The sequence below is a fragment of the Mycobacterium sp. IS-1556 genome (genome assembly GCF_001499985.1).
Taxonomy (GTDB): domain Bacteria; phylum Actinomycetota; class Actinomycetes; order Mycobacteriales; family Mycobacteriaceae; genus Mycobacterium.
This window is the reverse complement of record NZ_LQIM01000009.1, coordinates 25,722-40,635: the sequence shown is the minus strand read 5'-3', so window position 1 is coordinate 40,635 and position 14,914 is coordinate 25,722. Positions and strand designations below refer to the sequence as shown.

The 14,914-nt window shown below is 67.2% G+C and carries 16 protein-coding genes; 5 read left to right on the top strand and 11 right to left on the bottom strand.

Annotated elements, in window-relative coordinates:
- Positions 1–39: 39 nt before the first annotated feature.
- Positions 40–876 (bottom strand): MerR family transcriptional regulator, encoded by an 837-nt coding sequence (locus AU187_RS08205; protein WP_059166538.1) that lies wholly within the window; start codon positions 874–876, stop codon positions 40–42.
- Between the two features lie 122 nt (positions 877–998).
- Here AU187_RS08205 and AU187_RS08200 point away from each other — a divergent pair, with 122 nt between their 5' ends.
- Positions 999–1,433: a hypothetical protein gene (locus AU187_RS08200; RefSeq protein WP_059099589.1), complete on the top strand. Its 435-nt coding sequence runs from the start codon at positions 999–1,001 to the stop codon at positions 1,431–1,433.
- Positions 1,434–1,488: 55 nt separating this feature from the next.
- Here the strand turns inward: AU187_RS08200 and ilvC are convergent, their stop codons facing one another.
- The 3 genes from ilvC to AU187_RS08185 are packed head-to-tail and all read right to left on the bottom strand — an operon-like array spanning position 1,489 to position 4,904.
- Positions 1,489–2,490, bottom strand: coding sequence for a ketol-acid reductoisomerase (gene ilvC, locus AU187_RS08195; RefSeq protein WP_172800191.1), 1,002 nt, complete (start codon positions 2,488–2,490; stop codon positions 1,489–1,491).
- 42 nt (positions 2,491–2,532) lie between these two features.
- Positions 2,533–3,039: an acetolactate synthase small subunit gene (gene ilvN, locus AU187_RS08190; RefSeq protein ID WP_059166537.1), complete on the bottom strand. Its 507-nt coding sequence runs from the start codon at positions 3,037–3,039 to the stop codon at positions 2,533–2,535.
- Positions 3,036–4,904 carry an acetolactate synthase large subunit gene (locus tag AU187_RS08185; protein ID WP_059099586.1) on the bottom strand — a complete coding sequence of 623 codons (1,869 nt, stop codon included), beginning with the start codon at positions 4,902–4,904 and terminating at the stop codon, positions 3,036–3,038. Before AU187_RS08185 ends, ilvN begins: the two co-directional genes overlap by 4 nt.
- Before the next feature lie 340 nt (positions 4,905–5,244).
- Between AU187_RS08185 and AU187_RS08180 the strand changes: the two genes are divergently transcribed.
- Complete coding sequence (locus AU187_RS08180; protein ID WP_059166536.1) at positions 5,245–5,592, top strand: PH domain-containing protein; 348 nt, start codon at positions 5,245–5,247, stop codon at positions 5,590–5,592.
- Here the strand turns inward: AU187_RS08180 and AU187_RS08175 are convergent.
- Entirely contained in the window at positions 5,589–6,422 is an 834-nt protein-coding gene (locus tag AU187_RS08175; RefSeq protein ID WP_082683907.1) for a DoxX family protein, read from the bottom strand. The genes AU187_RS08180 and AU187_RS08175 overlap by 4 nt on opposite strands.
- A gap of 138 nt (positions 6,423–6,560) precedes the next feature.
- On the opposite strand from AU187_RS08175, the gene AU187_RS08170 reads away from it, so the two are divergent.
- On the top strand, positions 6,561–7,682 hold the full coding sequence (locus tag AU187_RS08170; RefSeq protein WP_059099583.1) for a PQQ-dependent sugar dehydrogenase: 1,122 nt from the start codon (positions 6,561–6,563) through the stop codon (positions 7,680–7,682).
- 18 nt (positions 7,683–7,700) lie between these two features.
- On the opposite strand, the gene AU187_RS08165 is transcribed toward AU187_RS08170, so the two are convergent.
- Positions 7,701–8,438, bottom strand: a complete 738-nt coding sequence (locus AU187_RS08165; RefSeq protein ID WP_059166535.1) for an SDR family NAD(P)-dependent oxidoreductase — start codon at positions 8,436–8,438, stop codon at positions 7,701–7,703.
- Positions 8,439–8,536: 98 nt separating this feature from the next.
- Here AU187_RS08165 and AU187_RS08160 point away from each other — a divergent pair, with 98 nt between their 5' ends.
- Positions 8,537–9,139, top strand: coding sequence for a TetR/AcrR family transcriptional regulator (locus tag AU187_RS08160; protein WP_059166534.1), 603 nt, complete (start codon positions 8,537–8,539; stop codon positions 9,137–9,139).
- Positions 9,140–9,208: 69 nt separating this feature from the next.
- Here the strand turns inward: AU187_RS08160 and gatB are convergent, their stop codons facing one another.
- Together gatB and AU187_RS08150 are read right to left on the bottom strand one after the other, a co-directional pair.
- The gene (gatB, locus tag AU187_RS08155) at positions 9,209–10,711 is read right to left on the bottom strand and encodes an Asp-tRNA(Asn)/Glu-tRNA(Gln) amidotransferase subunit GatB (protein ID WP_059166533.1); all 1,503 of its coding nucleotides are present in this window, start codon (positions 10,709–10,711) and stop codon (positions 9,209–9,211) included.
- Positions 10,712–10,735: 24 nt separating this feature from the next.
- Positions 10,736–11,209, bottom strand: a complete 474-nt coding sequence (locus AU187_RS08150; RefSeq protein ID WP_059166532.1) for a MarR family winged helix-turn-helix transcriptional regulator — start codon at positions 11,207–11,209, stop codon at positions 10,736–10,738.
- Positions 11,210–11,283: 74 nt separating this feature from the next.
- On the opposite strand from AU187_RS08150, the gene AU187_RS08145 reads away from it, so the two are divergent.
- Positions 11,284–11,979 (top strand): NAD(P)-dependent oxidoreductase, encoded by a 696-nt coding sequence (locus tag AU187_RS08145; RefSeq protein WP_059166573.1) that lies wholly within the window; start codon positions 11,284–11,286, stop codon positions 11,977–11,979.
- 99 nt (positions 11,980–12,078) lie between these two features.
- Here AU187_RS08145 and AU187_RS08140 read toward each other — a convergent pair whose 3' ends face one another.
- The 3 genes from AU187_RS08140 to gatC are packed head-to-tail and all read right to left on the bottom strand — an operon-like array spanning position 12,079 to position 14,905.
- The gene (locus tag AU187_RS08140) at positions 12,079–13,110 is read right to left on the bottom strand and encodes an ATP-dependent 6-phosphofructokinase (RefSeq protein ID WP_059099577.1); all 1,032 of its coding nucleotides are present in this window, start codon (positions 13,108–13,110) and stop codon (positions 12,079–12,081) included.
- A gap of 17 nt (positions 13,111–13,127) precedes the next feature.
- Positions 13,128–14,609 (bottom strand): Asp-tRNA(Asn)/Glu-tRNA(Gln) amidotransferase subunit GatA, encoded by a 1,482-nt coding sequence (gene gatA / locus AU187_RS08135; RefSeq protein ID WP_059099576.1) that lies wholly within the window; start codon positions 14,607–14,609, stop codon positions 13,128–13,130.
- Positions 14,606–14,905 (bottom strand): Asp-tRNA(Asn)/Glu-tRNA(Gln) amidotransferase subunit GatC, encoded by a 300-nt coding sequence (gene gatC / locus AU187_RS08130; protein WP_059166531.1) that lies wholly within the window; start codon positions 14,903–14,905, stop codon positions 14,606–14,608. The genes gatA and gatC overlap by 4 nt, the downstream gene beginning before the upstream one ends.
- Positions 14,906–14,914 lie beyond the last annotated feature (9 nt).

Below are 14,914 nucleotides of genomic sequence, written 5' to 3'. Positions count from 1 at the left end.
CAGAATGGGGCTAACCGACGCGAAGTCGATGCGCGTGCGTCACGAGCCCGGTACGCAGCACTTCACCGCCTCGCGCAGGCTGTGCACGCGCACGCCCGGCTTCACCGCAGACATGGCCTCCCACCCCGGGCCGCCGAGCAGTACCTCGGCATCAGCGGCCGCCGCCCGAACCATGTCCCCGTCGGCGGTATCGGCGGTCTGCGACCACAACATCACCGTGACGGGCGGCCGCACCCGCGCGATCGCGTCGGTCAGCGCCGAAAGTGGAACGTCCGCGCCCAGTGTCAGCGCACCGTGTCCACGTTCCCCGAGCGCAGCGCGCAGTGCCTCGAGCGGCAGTGCGTGCGTCTCCCGCGACGTGCACGCCAAGACCACCGACGTCGACGTGTCGAGCGGCGCGAGCGGCTCCCGCTGCAGGGCCCGCGACACCGCCCAAGACAGCGCGTGCTCGACGTCGATACAACCGCCGCTCGCATCCTGTCTGGCAACGATGGCTGCGAACGCCGGCCGCACGATCAGGTCCCACGTATCGAGTACGCCGAAGTGATGCAGGTGCGACTCCAGCAGCCGGCCCAGCGCAACGTGGTCGAGTTCGAACGCGGCCGCCAACAACGAGTCGACGTCGCCACGCGGGACCAGAACGGATTCCATCGCCAGCCGCGCCGCGCTGCGCGCGCTCGTGCCCTGGCCGATCAGCTCGTGCATGTGCCGCACGACCACGACGTCGTTTTCGCTGTAGAGCCGATGCCGGCCGGGCCGGTGGCGCGAGGGCCCCACGCCGTAGCGCTGACTCCAGCTGCGCAGCGTCGCCGTTGGGACACCGACACGGTCGGCTACCACACGGACGGTGTACCTGGGCTCGTCAGCGTCGTCCATCGGGCTTTCCACTGCGGTTTCGACCTCGTCACAGTAAACCCGTCGGCGAACTCAACGCACAACCGATGCAGTGATTCGTCTTCTGGATATTGCGGGGCCGCGAAGGGGGTAACTGTAGCTCCATGAGCGATCAGGGCAAGGACCACAACAGCCGTCCCGAGGGAGTCGACGACGCGACGGTCGAGGCCGTCGGCGCCCTGTCGGAGGCGCTGGAGTGGGTGGAACGCGCGCGCGGCGAACTGTATTCGTTCCATCAGCTGATGGGCCGGGCCGATGTTCTGCTCGGCGAGGCCTGCGACAAACTGCGCGACGCGGGCCACGCGGCGGTCGCCGACCGGCTCCAGGACGACCTCGTCGGTCGCAATGTCCTCCATGGCCGCTGGACCTTTCAGATCGTCGAGGAGTTCGACGACTGCTACTGGTCGGTGTTCCGCGACCACGAGCGCATGGTGCGCGACGAGCTACAGCAGGGCCGCAGACATGTATACGAGTCCGAAATGAAGGAGCGGCGCCGGACCCACGGCAAGCCGGGTCACGAACGCCGCCCCAACGAGTGATTTGTGGAGTCTTGGCGGCGCTCACCGCCGCTGCGGCTCCACAAATCGCAACTGACTAAGCCGTCTCGGTGATCGGCCGGTCCACCCAGCTCATCAGGTCGCGCAGCTTCTTGCCGGTGACCTCGATCGGATGTTCGGCGTTCTTCTTGCGCAGCCCTTCGAGTTCCTTGTTGCCGCCCTCGACGTTGGCGACCAGCTTCTTGACGAAGGTGCCGTCCTGAATCTCCTTGAGGATGTCGCGCATCCGGTCCTTGGTGTCCGCGTCGATGACCCGCGGCCCCGATAGATAGCCACCGAACTCGGCGGTGTCGGACACCGAGTAGTTCATCCGCGCGATGCCGCCCTCGTACATCAGATCGACGATCAGCTTGAGCTCGTGCAGCACCTCGAAATACGCCAGCTCGGGCGCGTACCCGGCCTCGACCATCACGTCGAAACCCGTCTTGACGAGTTCCTCTGTGCCGCCGCACAACACGGCCTGCTCGCCGAACAGATCGGTTTCGGTCTCGTCCTTGAACGTGGTCTTGATGACGCCCGCGCGGGTGCCGCCGATGCCCTTGGCGTACGACAGCGCCAGCGCCTGGCCCTCGCCCTTGGGGTCCTGGTCGATCGCGATCAGGCACGGCACGCCCTTGCCGTCGACGAACTGGCGCCGCACCAGGTGGCCGGGGCCCTTCGGGGCGACCATGCCGATGGTGACATTCGCCGGCGGCTTGATCAGGTCGAAGTGGATGTTGAGGCCGTGGCCGAAGAACAGCGCGTTGCCGTCGGAGAGGTTGGGCTCGATGTCGCGGGAGAAGATCTCGGCCTGAGCGGTGTCGGGTGCCAGCAGCATGATCACGTCGGCCCACTTGGCCACCTCGGCAGGCGTGTCGACCTCGAGACCCTGCTCGCTGACCTTCTCGCGTGACTTCGATCCCTCTTTGAGGCCGACCTTCACCTGCACGCCGGAGTCGCGCAGGCTCAGCGAGTGCGCATGACCCTGGCTGCCGTAGCCGATGACGCCGACCTTGCGGCCCTGAATGATCGACAGGTCCGCGTCGTCGTCATAGAACATCTCTACTGCCACTGAATTTCCTTATCTCTCATCTGACGGGGCTTACTTGGTGGTGGCGATCCCGCGGGGTCCGCGGGACAGCGACACCACTCCGGACTGTGCGATCTCGCGAATTCCAAAGGGCTCCAACACCCGTAGTAGCGCCTCGAGCTTCTCGGGTGTGCCGGTCGCCTCGATCGTCAACGACTCCGTCGACACGTCGACGACCTTGGCCCGGAACAGGTTCACCGCCTCGATGACCTGACCGCGGGTCGACGCGTCGGTGCGCACCTTGATCAGTGCAAGCTCACGGGAGACCGAGTTCTCTTCTTCCTGCTCAACGATTTTGATCACGTTCACCAGCTTGTTGAGCTGCTTGGTGATCTGCTCGAGAGGCGCTTCCTCCACGCTGACGACGATCGTCATCCGCGACATGTTCTTCTGCTCGGTCGCTCCGACCGCCAGGGACTGAATGTTGAAACCGCGCCGCGAGAACAGCGACGCGACCCTGGCCAGCACGCCGGGTTTGTCCTCGACGAGCACCGATAACGTCTGCGTGGTGGCGCTCATGCGTGTCCTTCTTCCGGATCGTCGAACAGCGGACGGATACCGCGAGCGGCCTGGATCTCGTCGTTGCTGGTGCCCGCCGCGACCATCGGCCACACCTGGGCGTCCGCGCCGACGATGAAGTCGATCACCACCGGACGGTCGTTGATCTCACGCGCCTGCCTGATCACATCCTCGACGTCTTCGGCTCGCTCACAACGCAATCCGACGCAACCCAGCGCCTCGGCCAGCTTGACGAAGTCGGGGATGCGACGGCTGTGGGTGGCCAGATCCGTTTGGCTGTACCGCTCTTCGTAGAACAGCGTCTGCCACTGCCGCACCATGCCGAGGTTCCCGTTGTTGATGACCGCGACCTTGATCGGCGCGCCCTCGACAGCACAGGTGGCCAGCTCCTGGTTGGTCATCTGGAAACAACCGTCGCCGTCGATGGCCCACACCTCGGCCTCCGGCCGGCCGAATTTGGCCCCCATCGCCGCGGGCACGGCGTAGCCCATGGTGCCAAGCCCGCCGGAATTGAGCCACGTCTTGGGGTTCTCGTAGGAGATGAACTGCGCGGCCCACATCTGGTGCTGGCCGACGCCTGCCACGTACACCGCCTCCGGCCCGGCCATCTTGCCCAGCGTCTCGATCACGTACTCCGGCGACAGGCTGCCGTCGCTCTGCGGCCCGTAACTCAACGGGTAGGTCGCCTGCACGCCGCGCAGATACTCGAGCCAGTTGTCGATGTGGATAGCGCCGATGATGCCGTCCCGGTGCAGGGCCGCGATCAGCTCGACGATCACCGCCTTGACGTCACCGACGATGGGCACGTCGGCGTGGCGGTTCTTGCCGATCTCGGCCGGGTCGATGTCGGCGTGGATCACCTTGGCCTCGGGCGCAAAGGAATCCAGCCTGCCGGTCACCCGGTCGTCGAAGCGGGTGCCCAGCGCGATCAACAGGTCGCTGCGCTGCAGTGCGGCCACCGCGGACACCGTGCCGTGCATCCCCGGCATGCCCACGTTCTGCGGATGGCTGTCAGGGAACGCCCCGCGCGCCATCAGCGTGGTGACGACGGGTATGCCGGTCAGCTCCGCGAGTTCCAGCAGCTCGGGGCTGGCCTCGCCGCGGATCACGCCGCCGCCGACGTAGAGCACCGGCTTACGGGCCGCCGCGATCAGCTTGGCGGCCTCGCGGATCTGGCGGCTGTGCGGTTTGGTGTTGGGCTTGTAGCCGGGCAGGTCGACACGCGGCGGCCAGCTGAACGTGCACTGGCCCTGCAGGACATCCTTGGGGATGTCGACGAGCACCGGACCGGGGCGGCCCGACGAGGCGATGTGGAACGCCTCGGCGATCGCCTGCGGGATCTCATCGCCGCTGCGCACCAGGAAGTTGTGCTTGGTGATCGGCATCGTGATGCCGGAGATGTCGGCCTCCTGGAACGCGTCGGTGCCGATCAGTCCGCGTCCGACCTGGCCGGTGATCGCCACCACCGGGATCGAGTCCATGTGCGCATCGGCCAGTGGCGTGACGAGGTTCGTGGCGCCGGGACCCGAGGTGGCCATCATCACGCCGACCTTGCCGGTCGCGTGCGCGTAACCGCTGGCCGCGTGTCCTGCACCCTGCTCGTGACGGACCAGCACGTGGCGCAGTTTCTGCGAGTCGAACAGCGGGTCGTAAACGGGCAGCACCGCCCCGCCGGGGATCCCGAAGATCGTGTCGACGTCGAGTTCCTCGAGCGATCGGATCACCGCCTGGGCACCGGTCATCTGTTGCGGCGCAAGCCGTTTGGCCGGCGTGGGTGCCGGCTTGGCCGCAGGTTTCGCGGCATGTCCATCGTCGGGCACGGTCGCGGCCGCTTGCTGCAGCGGTCGGGTGGTTGGTGCGCTCACGGTGTTCGTTCTCCTAAATCCTGGTCCGGATCCGTATCTAGGGTCTCAAATCAGTGGTCGGGAAAGAAAAAAACCCCCGACAGCTGGGCTGCTGTACGAGGGTCGCGCGTCGGTGCCGGTGGTTATGCCCGAGTAAGGGCGAGCGCGGCATCAACGCGCTTCCCAATTACTACGAGCAACCCCACGGCCTGCATAACCGTCGACCGTAGCCTCCGCACTGGTCACAGGTCAAATTGCGGCACCCCGGCGGTCGATTTCCCGGCCCGCGCAGCAGCGGTGCGAAGATGACCAGGTGAGTCCCGACGCCGTACCCGCCCCCGTCGTCATCCGAATCTCGCCCATGGCGCATTTCGCGGTGGGATTCCTGGCGCTGAGCCTGCTTTCGCTGGTTCTGGCGGGGCTGACGTGGGTGGCCGTCCTGCTGATCATTCCGATCGGACTGTCGGTCTATGTCGTGCGCTACCGGACCGTTGCCGACCGCGACACCGTCACCGCACGATCCCTGCTGGGCAGCGAGACGGTGCGATGGGACGACGTCGACGGTCTGCGGTTCGGTAAGGGTTCTGCGGCCTACGCCCATCTCAAGGACGGTAGGGACCTGCGTCTGCCGGCGGTGACGTTTGCGACCCTGCCGCTGCTGACCGAGGCCAGCGGCGGCCGCGTGCCGAACCCGTATTCGCCGGGTTAGGCGAGCGGGTTGCCGCCGTTGAACAGCACCCAGATCGCGACACCCGCGCCCGCGCCGAGCACCAGCGCACCGAACGACCCGATGAACGGCCGGCGCGCCCACCCGCGTCCGGCGTCGAACCCGTACCGGCCGGGGCCGGTGAGCACGAGAGCGGCCACCGCGCACACCAGGAACACCTTGTACTCATGCCCGTCGGTGAGGAAATCCGACAGCCGCGCCGCTTCGTGGGCCTCCATCGCGTCGGCCAGCACGCCGGTCACCAGGTATGCCAGCGCGCCGGCGGCCGCCACCGGCGTGAACAGACCCAGGATCAGCAACACCCCGGCGGCGATCTGACCGCCGGTGGCGACGTAGGTCAGGATGTCGGCGTAGCGGAAGCCCATGTCGGACAGTTCCGCCTCCCAACCGTTGAGCCCGGGCCCGCCCCACAGGCCGAAGGCCTTCTGTAGGCCGTGGCCGATGAACAGCGCGCCGATCGCAACCCGCAACAGAAGAATGCCGAGGTCGAGGGTGCCGCGCCGGTCCGTCGCACGACCGAGCGGCTCGGGTTCGATTTCGGCCGGTTCGGCCGCGAAGCCGGTCATCGCATGCCGCCCGCCGGGCTGCACGTACGGCAGCGGCTCGGGTTCGTTGAGTAACCCGAACCCCGGCGTGCCCGAAGCGGTGCCGTTGGCGTCGTCGTAGTGCGGGATTGCGGTGGTTTCGAAATCGCCTGCGTAGTTGGCGGACGGCAGATCGTCCTCGGGGTCGACCAGGCTCGCCGACACGGGCCGCCCAGCCGCGTCGTCGGGCCGCTGCCAGGCGAGTGGGTCATTGGAATGACTGGTCACGTTGCCAGCGTAAGTGCTAGTCACCCGCTAGCCGGGTATTGGCGCGGTGCTTTCGGACCTTAATTCACGAGGTCCCCGCGGCGACGTCAAACCGGTGTGCATGGCGCGTCCCGCCGAATGATCCGTAACCTGGCTCGCATGAAACTGCGCCGGCCGATGAGGGGCGTGCTCGCCGTGTTGTGCGCGGCGGCGCTCGTCGGGTCGGGGTGTGCACGGTTCGACGACGCGCAGTCGCAACCGTTCACCACGGAGCCGAAGCTCGAGCCGGGTCCGACATCGACGCCGCCGCCCCCGCCTCCGCTGCCTCCGACGCCGTTCCCGAAGGAGTGCCCGGCACCCGGCGTCATGCAGGGCTGCCTGGAGAGCACGAGCGGGCTGATCATGCTGCCCGACAGCCAGTCGGCTCTGGTCGCCGAGCGCACGACCGGTGTGGTCAAGGAGATTTCGGTCCGGGCTGAACCCAAGGTCAAGACCACGCTGCCGGTCGACGGTTCGGGTGACGGCGGGCTGATGGACATCGTGCTCTCGCCGACGTATCAACAGGATCGGCTGATGTACGCCTATGTCAGCACGCCGACGGACAACCGGGTCATCCGCATCGCCGACGGCGACATCCCCAAGCCGATCCTGACCGGCATCCCGAAGGGCGCCACCGGGAACACGGGAGCATTGATTTTCACCAGCCCCACGACGCTGCTGGTGCAGACCGGCGACGCGGGCAATCCCGCCGATGCGGCGAACCCGGACTCGTTGGCCGGCAAGGTGTTGCGCATCGAACAGCCCACCACGGTGGACCAGGCCCCGACGACGACGGCGCTGTCGGGCTTGGGCGCTGCCGGCGGCATGTGCATCGACCACTCGGACGGGTCGCTGTACGTCACCGATCGCGCGCCGTCCGGCGACCGGTTGCAGCGCATCACCAAGGACTCCAGGACGTCGACGGTGTGGACCTGGCCCGACCGTCCGGGCGTGGCGGGCTGCGCGGCGCTCGACGGCACGGTGTTGGTCAACCTCGTCAACACCAAGCAGACGGTCGCCGTGCGGCTCGCTCCCGATACCGGCGCGGTCACCGGCGACCCCGAGGTCGTGCGGCAGGATCAGCACGGTCACGCGTGGGCGCTGGCGATGTCGCCCGACGGCAACGTCTGGGGCGCGACGGTCAACAAGACGGCAGGCGACGCACAACGACTAGACGACGTCGTCTTCCCGTTGTTCCCGCAGGGCGGCGGGTTCCCGCGGCAGAACGCCGACAACACCTGATCCCCTCGCCATCGCGGGTCACGCATTCGTTCCACCGTCGACGGTGAGCACCGCGCCGGTGATGTTGGACGCGCCGGGGCCCGCCAAGAATGCGACGGCATCGGCGACATCACGGGCGGCGGCGTACCGGCCGAGCGCGCTCATCGCCCGTTGTTCGTCGGCACCGGCAGCGTCGGCGGGGTTCATGTCGGTGTCAGTCGAGCCGGGTTGCACGAGGTTGACGGTGATGTTGCGACCGCCGACGTCGCGCGCCAGCCCCTTGGTGAACCCGACGAGGGCGGCCTTGCTCATCGAATACAGCGTGACGCCCGGAAAGGGCACGCGTTCGGCCAGATTGCTGCCGATGCTGACGATCCGGCCACCTTCGGGCATGTGCCGCAGCGCGGCCTGGCTGGCCAGGTAAACCGCGCGGGCGTGGATGGCGAGCGTGCGATCGATCTCGTCGACCGAGACGTCGTCGATCGGGCCGTACGGGAAGACGCCCGCGTTGTTGACGAGGATGTCGACCCGGCCCAACTCGGCGTTCGTCTGTTCGACGGCGGCCACCACGTCGACGGAGGCGCTGTCCGCCTGAATGGCCAGGCCGCGGCGGCCCTGCGCAGTGACCCCGTCGATCACGTCGTTGGCACGCTCCTTGGACCGGGCGTAGGTGATGGCGACGTCCGCGCCGAGTTCGGCGAGCCGAGCCGCGATGGCGGCCCCGATGCCCCTGCTGCCTCCGGTAACCAGGGCGGTCTTTCCTGACAGGTCCGACATGGCGTTCTCCTTTTTTGTGTCGTTCGATACATAATTGCCTGACGTGCTTATACTTGTCAACGATTACTTTGTCGTTCGATACAAAAGAAGGGTTGCGGATGGCGTCACGCGGCAGGCCCCGCACCTTCGACCGAACGGACGCGTTGGAGCGGGCCATGGAGGTGTTTTGGCAACACGGCTATGAAGGTGCGTCGATGACGGACCTGACGACATCGATGGGAATCAGCTCACCGAGCTTGTACGCGGCGTTCGGCTCCAAGGAGGAGTTGTTCCGCGAGGCCGTCGCCCACTACGACCAGACCTTGGGCGCCGCGGCGGCCGCCGAATTGCGCGATCGGCCAACCGCGCGCGACGCCATCGCGGGGGTGCTGAGACATCACGCCGACGTGTTCTGCGATCCCGACAAACCTCGTGGCTGCATGATCGTGCTCGCCGCCACCACATGCACCGAGCGCACCCGGTCAGTGCATGAACACCTCGCGGAGTGGCGGATCGCCACCGAGGACGCCTTCCGTGCGCGCGTCGAACGCGGCATCGCAGACGGTGACGTACCCCCCGGTGCCGACGCCGCGACGATCGCCGCGTTCTACAACACCGTGAACCACGGGATGGCGATTCAGGCCCGCGATGGCGCGGACACAACCAAGCTGTCGGCGATCGCCGAAGCCGCGATCGCCGCTTGGGACAGTCTCATTCGCTGAAGCATTCGCGAACCTGCGTCCAGGGCTGTGGTTCGGCCCGGGCGAACAGCCCTCAGCGCGGTCTCGCGGTCAGGAGCAAGCAGCCAAGACCAGTTCGCGCACCCGGGCCGCGTCGGCCTGTCCCTTGGTCGCCTTCATCACGGCGCCGACGATCGCGCCTGCGGCCTGCACCTTGCCGCCGCGGATCTTCTCGACGATGCCGGGGTTGGCCGCCAGCGCCTCGTCGACGGCGGACTGCAGCGCCGAGTCGTCACGCACGACCTCGAGGCCGCGGTCCTTCATCACCTGTTCGGGTTCGCCCTCACCGGCGAGCACACCCTCGACGACCTGGCGGGCCAACTTGTTCGACAACTTGCCGTCGTCGACGAGCTTGACCACCGCGGCCACCTGCGCGGGCGTGATGGGCAGCGCGTCCAGTTCGACGCCTGACTCGTTGGCCTTCTGCACCAGGAAATTTCCCCACCATGCCCGGGCGGCGTCGCTGGACGCCCCCTGCGCGACGGTCTCGGCGATCAGATCCAGAGCTCCGATGTTGACGAGGTCGCGCATGACCTCGTCGGAAATGCCCCAGTCGTCCTGAATCCGCTTGCGCAGCAACCACGGAAGTTCGGGGATCGTGCGACGCAGCCGCTCCACCCACTCGGCGTCGGCAGCCACCGGCTCGAGGTCGGGTTCGGGGAAGTACCGGTAGTCCTCGGCGGTTTCCTTGCTCCGGCCCGGGGAGGTGTAGCCGTCCTCGTGGAAGTGTCTGGTCTCCTGCGTGACGTGTCCCCCCGAATCGAGAACCGCTGCCTGGCGGCGCATCTCGTAACGGACGGCGACCTCGACGCTCTTGAGCGAGTTGACGTTCTTGGTCTCGGTGCGGGTCCCGAACTGCTTCTGCCCGATGGGCTTGAGTGAGACGTTGGAATCGCAGCGCATCGACCCCTGGTCCATCCGTACGTCGGATACGCCCAAGCCCCGCAAGAGATCCCGCAGCGCGGTCACATACGCACGGGCGATCTCGGGAGCGCGCGCACCGGTCCCCTCGATCGGCTTGGTGACGATCTCGATCAGCGGCACCCCGGACCGGTTGTAGTCGATCAGCGAGGTCGTCGCACCCTCGATGCGGCCGGTGTCGCTGCCGAGATGGGTCAGTTTGCCGGTGTCCTCTTCCATGTGGGCCCGCTCGATCTCGACTCGCCAGGTGGACCCGTCATCGAGCGGCACGTCGAGGAAACCGTTGATCGCGATCGGCTCGTCGTATTGCGAGATCTGGTAGTTCTTCGGCATGTCCGGATAGAAGTAGTTCTTCCGCGCGAAGCGGCACCACGGCACGATCTCACAGTTCAGCGCGAGCCCGATCCGGATCGCCGACTCGACGGCCTTCTCGTTGAGCACCGGCAGCGACCCCGGCAGCCCCAGACAGACCGGGCACACCTGGGTGTTGGGCTCGGCTCCGAACTTGTTGGCGCAGCTGCAGAACATCTTGGTCGCGGTGGACAGCTCGACGTGCACTTCCAAGCCCAGCACCGGCTCGTATCGCGCGACCACGTCGTCGTAGTCAATGAGTTCGGCGGCGGCGACAGTCATGCGACCGATCCTAGTGGGCCCGCCCTACCCCAGTTTGGGGTGCACACCTGGGGTGAGGCCGGCCGCCACCGCCATCTGTTGCAGGAGCCGGCGCACGGTAGCGCGGTCGTTCTCCGACAACGTCGCGGTGATCTCGTCCTCCTGCGCATCGCCCTGCGCATCAAGTCCCGGAAGCATTTCGCGAGCCCTGTCGGTCAGCGTCACCGCGAACGCCCGCCGGTCGCCGGGGTGCGGCAGCCGCTTGACCAGACCCTGACCTTCCAGCTTGTCGACGACCGCGACCATCACGTTGCGGTGAATGCCGAGCTGCGTCGACAGCTGGCGCTGCGACCGGCCGTCGTCCTCGCTGAGCGCCTTGAGCACCGCATAGGACCGCGGATCGACACCGAAGGGCTCGAGTCGGCGCACGAAATCCTCGGCGAGGTAAACGCCGAGCTGAGAAAGGAGAAACGGAATCCGCTCGTGCAGTCCGGCGATACCGGGCGAGCGCTCGGCCATATCGCGACACTAGCACCTTGGATGATAGTCATCTACCATGATAATCATTACTAGTGACTAATTAGGAGATGACCATGAGAATCGCGATCTTCGGCGCCAACGGACAGACCGGCCGGCTGCTGACACGCCGCGTGCTCGACGCCGGTCATGAGGCGGTGGCGGTGACGCGCCGACCCGCCGACTTCCCGTTCGACCATGCCGAGCTGACGGTGGCCCGCGCCGATGTGCGCGACGCCTGCTCGACAGCCGCGGTACTCGACGGGGCCGACGGCGTCCTGTCGACGCTCGGGGTGCCGTTCAGCATGCGACCGATCGACACGTATTCGACCGGGGTCCGCAACATCACCGCGGCAATGCAGCAGACCGGCGTGCGGCGACTCGTCGTCGTGAGTTCCACCGGCGCATACCACTATCCGGACCGCATCGACACACCCTTCGCGTTGCGAATCGTCGAACCCGTCATCACCCGAACCATCGGCAAGAGCACCTACGACGACCAACGCCGCATGGAGACCATCGTGCGCACCAGCGGACTGGACTGGACGATCGTGCGGCCGTCGGGCTTGTTCGACCTACCCGCCGCGACGAATTACGTTGCGGGCGAGGTGGAACCGGTCGGCGGATTCACCGCGCGCATCGATTTGGCTGACTATATGACCAGACTGGCCGGTGATGCTGCGGCGGCGGGCCGAACCGTTGTCATCTCCACCACAGAACACACGCCGACGATGTGGCAGATGATCCGCCGGGAAGCCTTCAAGAGCGCATGATGACGACGACTGTCTCCCTCGCGCAGCAGTTCGGCCCGGCGATCGGATTCGTCGCGCTCAACGTCGGCGCGCTGGCGGTGGCGCTTCCTCAACCGGCACCTAGCCGAAGAACTCTGCGGCGTCGTCGTAGCGGCTCTGCGGGACCAGCTTCAACTGGCGGGTCGCGTCGGCCAGCGAGACGCGCCCGATCTCCTGCCCGCGCAACGACACCATCATCCCGTACTCGCCGGCGTGTGCGGCGTCGGCGGCGTTGACCCCGAAGCGGGTGGCCAGCACGCGGTCGAACGGCGTTGGAGTGCCGCCGCGTTGCACATGACCGAGCACCGTCACCCGCACCTCTTTGTTGATCCGCTTCTCCACCTCGAGCGCGAGTTGCTGCGCAACGCCGGTGAAGCGTTCGTGGCCGAACTCGTCGATCCCGCCTTCGCGCAACTGCATTGAGCCCTCGGCGGGCTTGGCGCCTTCGGCCACCACGCAGATGAAGTGTGAATCGCCGCGCACGAAGCGTCCTTTGATCAGCCGGCACACCTCTTCGACGTCGAACGGCTGCTCGGGGATCAGCGTCATGTGGGCGCCCGAGGCCAGCCCGGCGTTCAGCGCGATCCATCCGGCGTGGCGGCCCATCACCTCGACGAGCATCACACGCTGGTGCGATTCGGCGGTGCTGTGCAGCCGGTCGATGGCCTCGCTTGCCACGCCGAGCGCGGTGTCGTGACCGAACGTCAGATCCGTGCAATCGATGTCGTTGTCGATCGTCTTGGGCACACCGACCACCGGGACGTTCTCCTCCGACAGCCAGCGCGCCGCGGTGAGCGTGCCCTCGCCGCCGATCGGGATCAACACGTCGATACCGTTGTCGTCGAGCGTCTGCTTGATCTGGTCCAGGCCGGCGCGCAGCTTCTCCGGATGCACCCGTGCGGTGCCCAGCATGGTGCCGCCCTTGGCCAGCAGCCGATCGTTGCGGTCATCGTTGGCGAGTTGGATGCGCCGGTTCTCCAGCAGACCGCGCCAGCCGTCCTGGAAGCCGACGACCGACGACCCGTACCGCACGTCGCACGTGCGCACGACCGCCCGAATGACAGCGTTCAGTCCCGGACAGTCGCCGCCGCCGGTCAGCACTCCGATACGCATGCCTACATCCTCCCCCGTCAGACCGCCGTTGGCAGCGGTCCTCGGGCAGCTTCGTAGGCCGCGCCGACGCGGTACAGCCGGTCATCGGCCAGCGCTGGCGCCATGATCTGCAGCCCCACCGGCAGGTTGTCGTCGGGCGACAGGCCCGCGGGCACCGACATTCCGCAGTGGCCCGCCAGGTTCAGCGGCAGGGTGCACAGATCGAACAGGTACATGGCCAGCGGGTCGTCGACCTTCTCCCCCAATGCGAACGCGGTGGTCGGCGTCGCCGGCGAGACCAACACGTCGACCTTCTGATACGCCTCGTCGAGATCGCGCGCGATCAGCGTGCGTACCTTCTGCGCCTGGTTGTAGTACGCGTCGTAATAGCCCGCCGACAGCGCATAGGTACCAATCATGATGCGGCGCTTGACTTCCGGACCGAATCCCGCAGCCCGGGTCAACGCCATGACTTCCTCGGCGCTGTGCGTGCCGTCATCGCCGACACGCAGCCCGAAACGCATCGCGTCGAACCGCGCGAGGTTGCTCGACACCTCGGACGGCAGGATCAGGTAGTACGCCGACAGCGAGTAGTCGAAGTGCGGGCAGTCCACCTCGCTGACCTCGGCGCCCAGCGCGGTCAGCTGTTCGACGGCGGCGTGGAACGACTGCAGCACGCCGGGTTGGTAGCCGTCGCCGTGCAACTGCTTGACCACGCCGATTTTCACGCCGGCAAGGTCGCCGGCCGCGCCCGCCCTGGCCGCACCGACGACGTCGGGCACCGCGGTGTCGACCGAGGTCGAGTCCTTCGCGTCGTGACCGGCGATCGCCTGATGCAGCAGCGCGGTGTCGACGACGGTGCGCGCGCACGGGCCGCCCTGATCCAGTGACGACGCGCAGGCCACCAGCCCGTAGCGCGACACCGTGCCGTAGGTCGGTTTCACCCCGACCGTCGCGGTCAGCGCGGCCGGTTGGCGGATCGAGCCGCCGGTGTCGGTGCCGATGGCCAACGGCGCCTGGAACGCCGCCAGCGCCGCCGCGCTGCCGCCCCCGGAGCCGCCGGGGACACGGTCGACGTCCCACGGGTTGCGGGTCGGCCCGAATGCGGAGTTCTCGGTGGACGAACCCATCGCGAACTCGTCCATGTTGGTTTTGCCGAGAATCGGTAGGCCCGCCGCACGCAACCGCATCGTGACGGTGGCGTCGTACGGCGCCATCCAGCCCTCGAGAATCCTCGAGCCGCAGGTCGTCGGCATGTCGGTTGTGGTGAACACGTCCTTCAGCGCGACCGGCACCCCGGCCAGCGGCGAGGGTAGGTCCTCCCCGGCGGCCACTGCGGCGTCCACACGCGCCGCCGCGGCCAGCGCGCGGTCCTCCGCGACGTGCAGGAACGCGTGGTAGCGGTCGTCGCTCGCCGCGATCTGGTCCAGGCATGCCTTGGTGACCTCGGTCGAGGACACCTCCTTGGTGGCGATCTTGCGCCCGAGCGTCGCGGCGTCCAACCGGATCAGGTCGGTCACTGGGCCTCTCCCAGGATGCGCGGGACGGAGAACCGGCCCTCGGCCGCCTTGGGCGCCTGGTCCAGCGCCTCCTGTTGCGTCAGGCCCGACTCGACGGCGTCGGGACGGAACACGTTGACATCGGTGAGTGGATTACCGGTCGGCTTGACGCCCGCGACGTCGACGGACTGGATCTGGCTGACGTGGCCGAGGATGGCGTCCAGCTGTCCGGCATAGCTGTCCAATTCGTCTTCGGTCAGGGCGAGGCGGGCGAGACGGGCCAGGTGGGCCACCTCGTCTCGGGAGATCTGCGACACGACACGCAA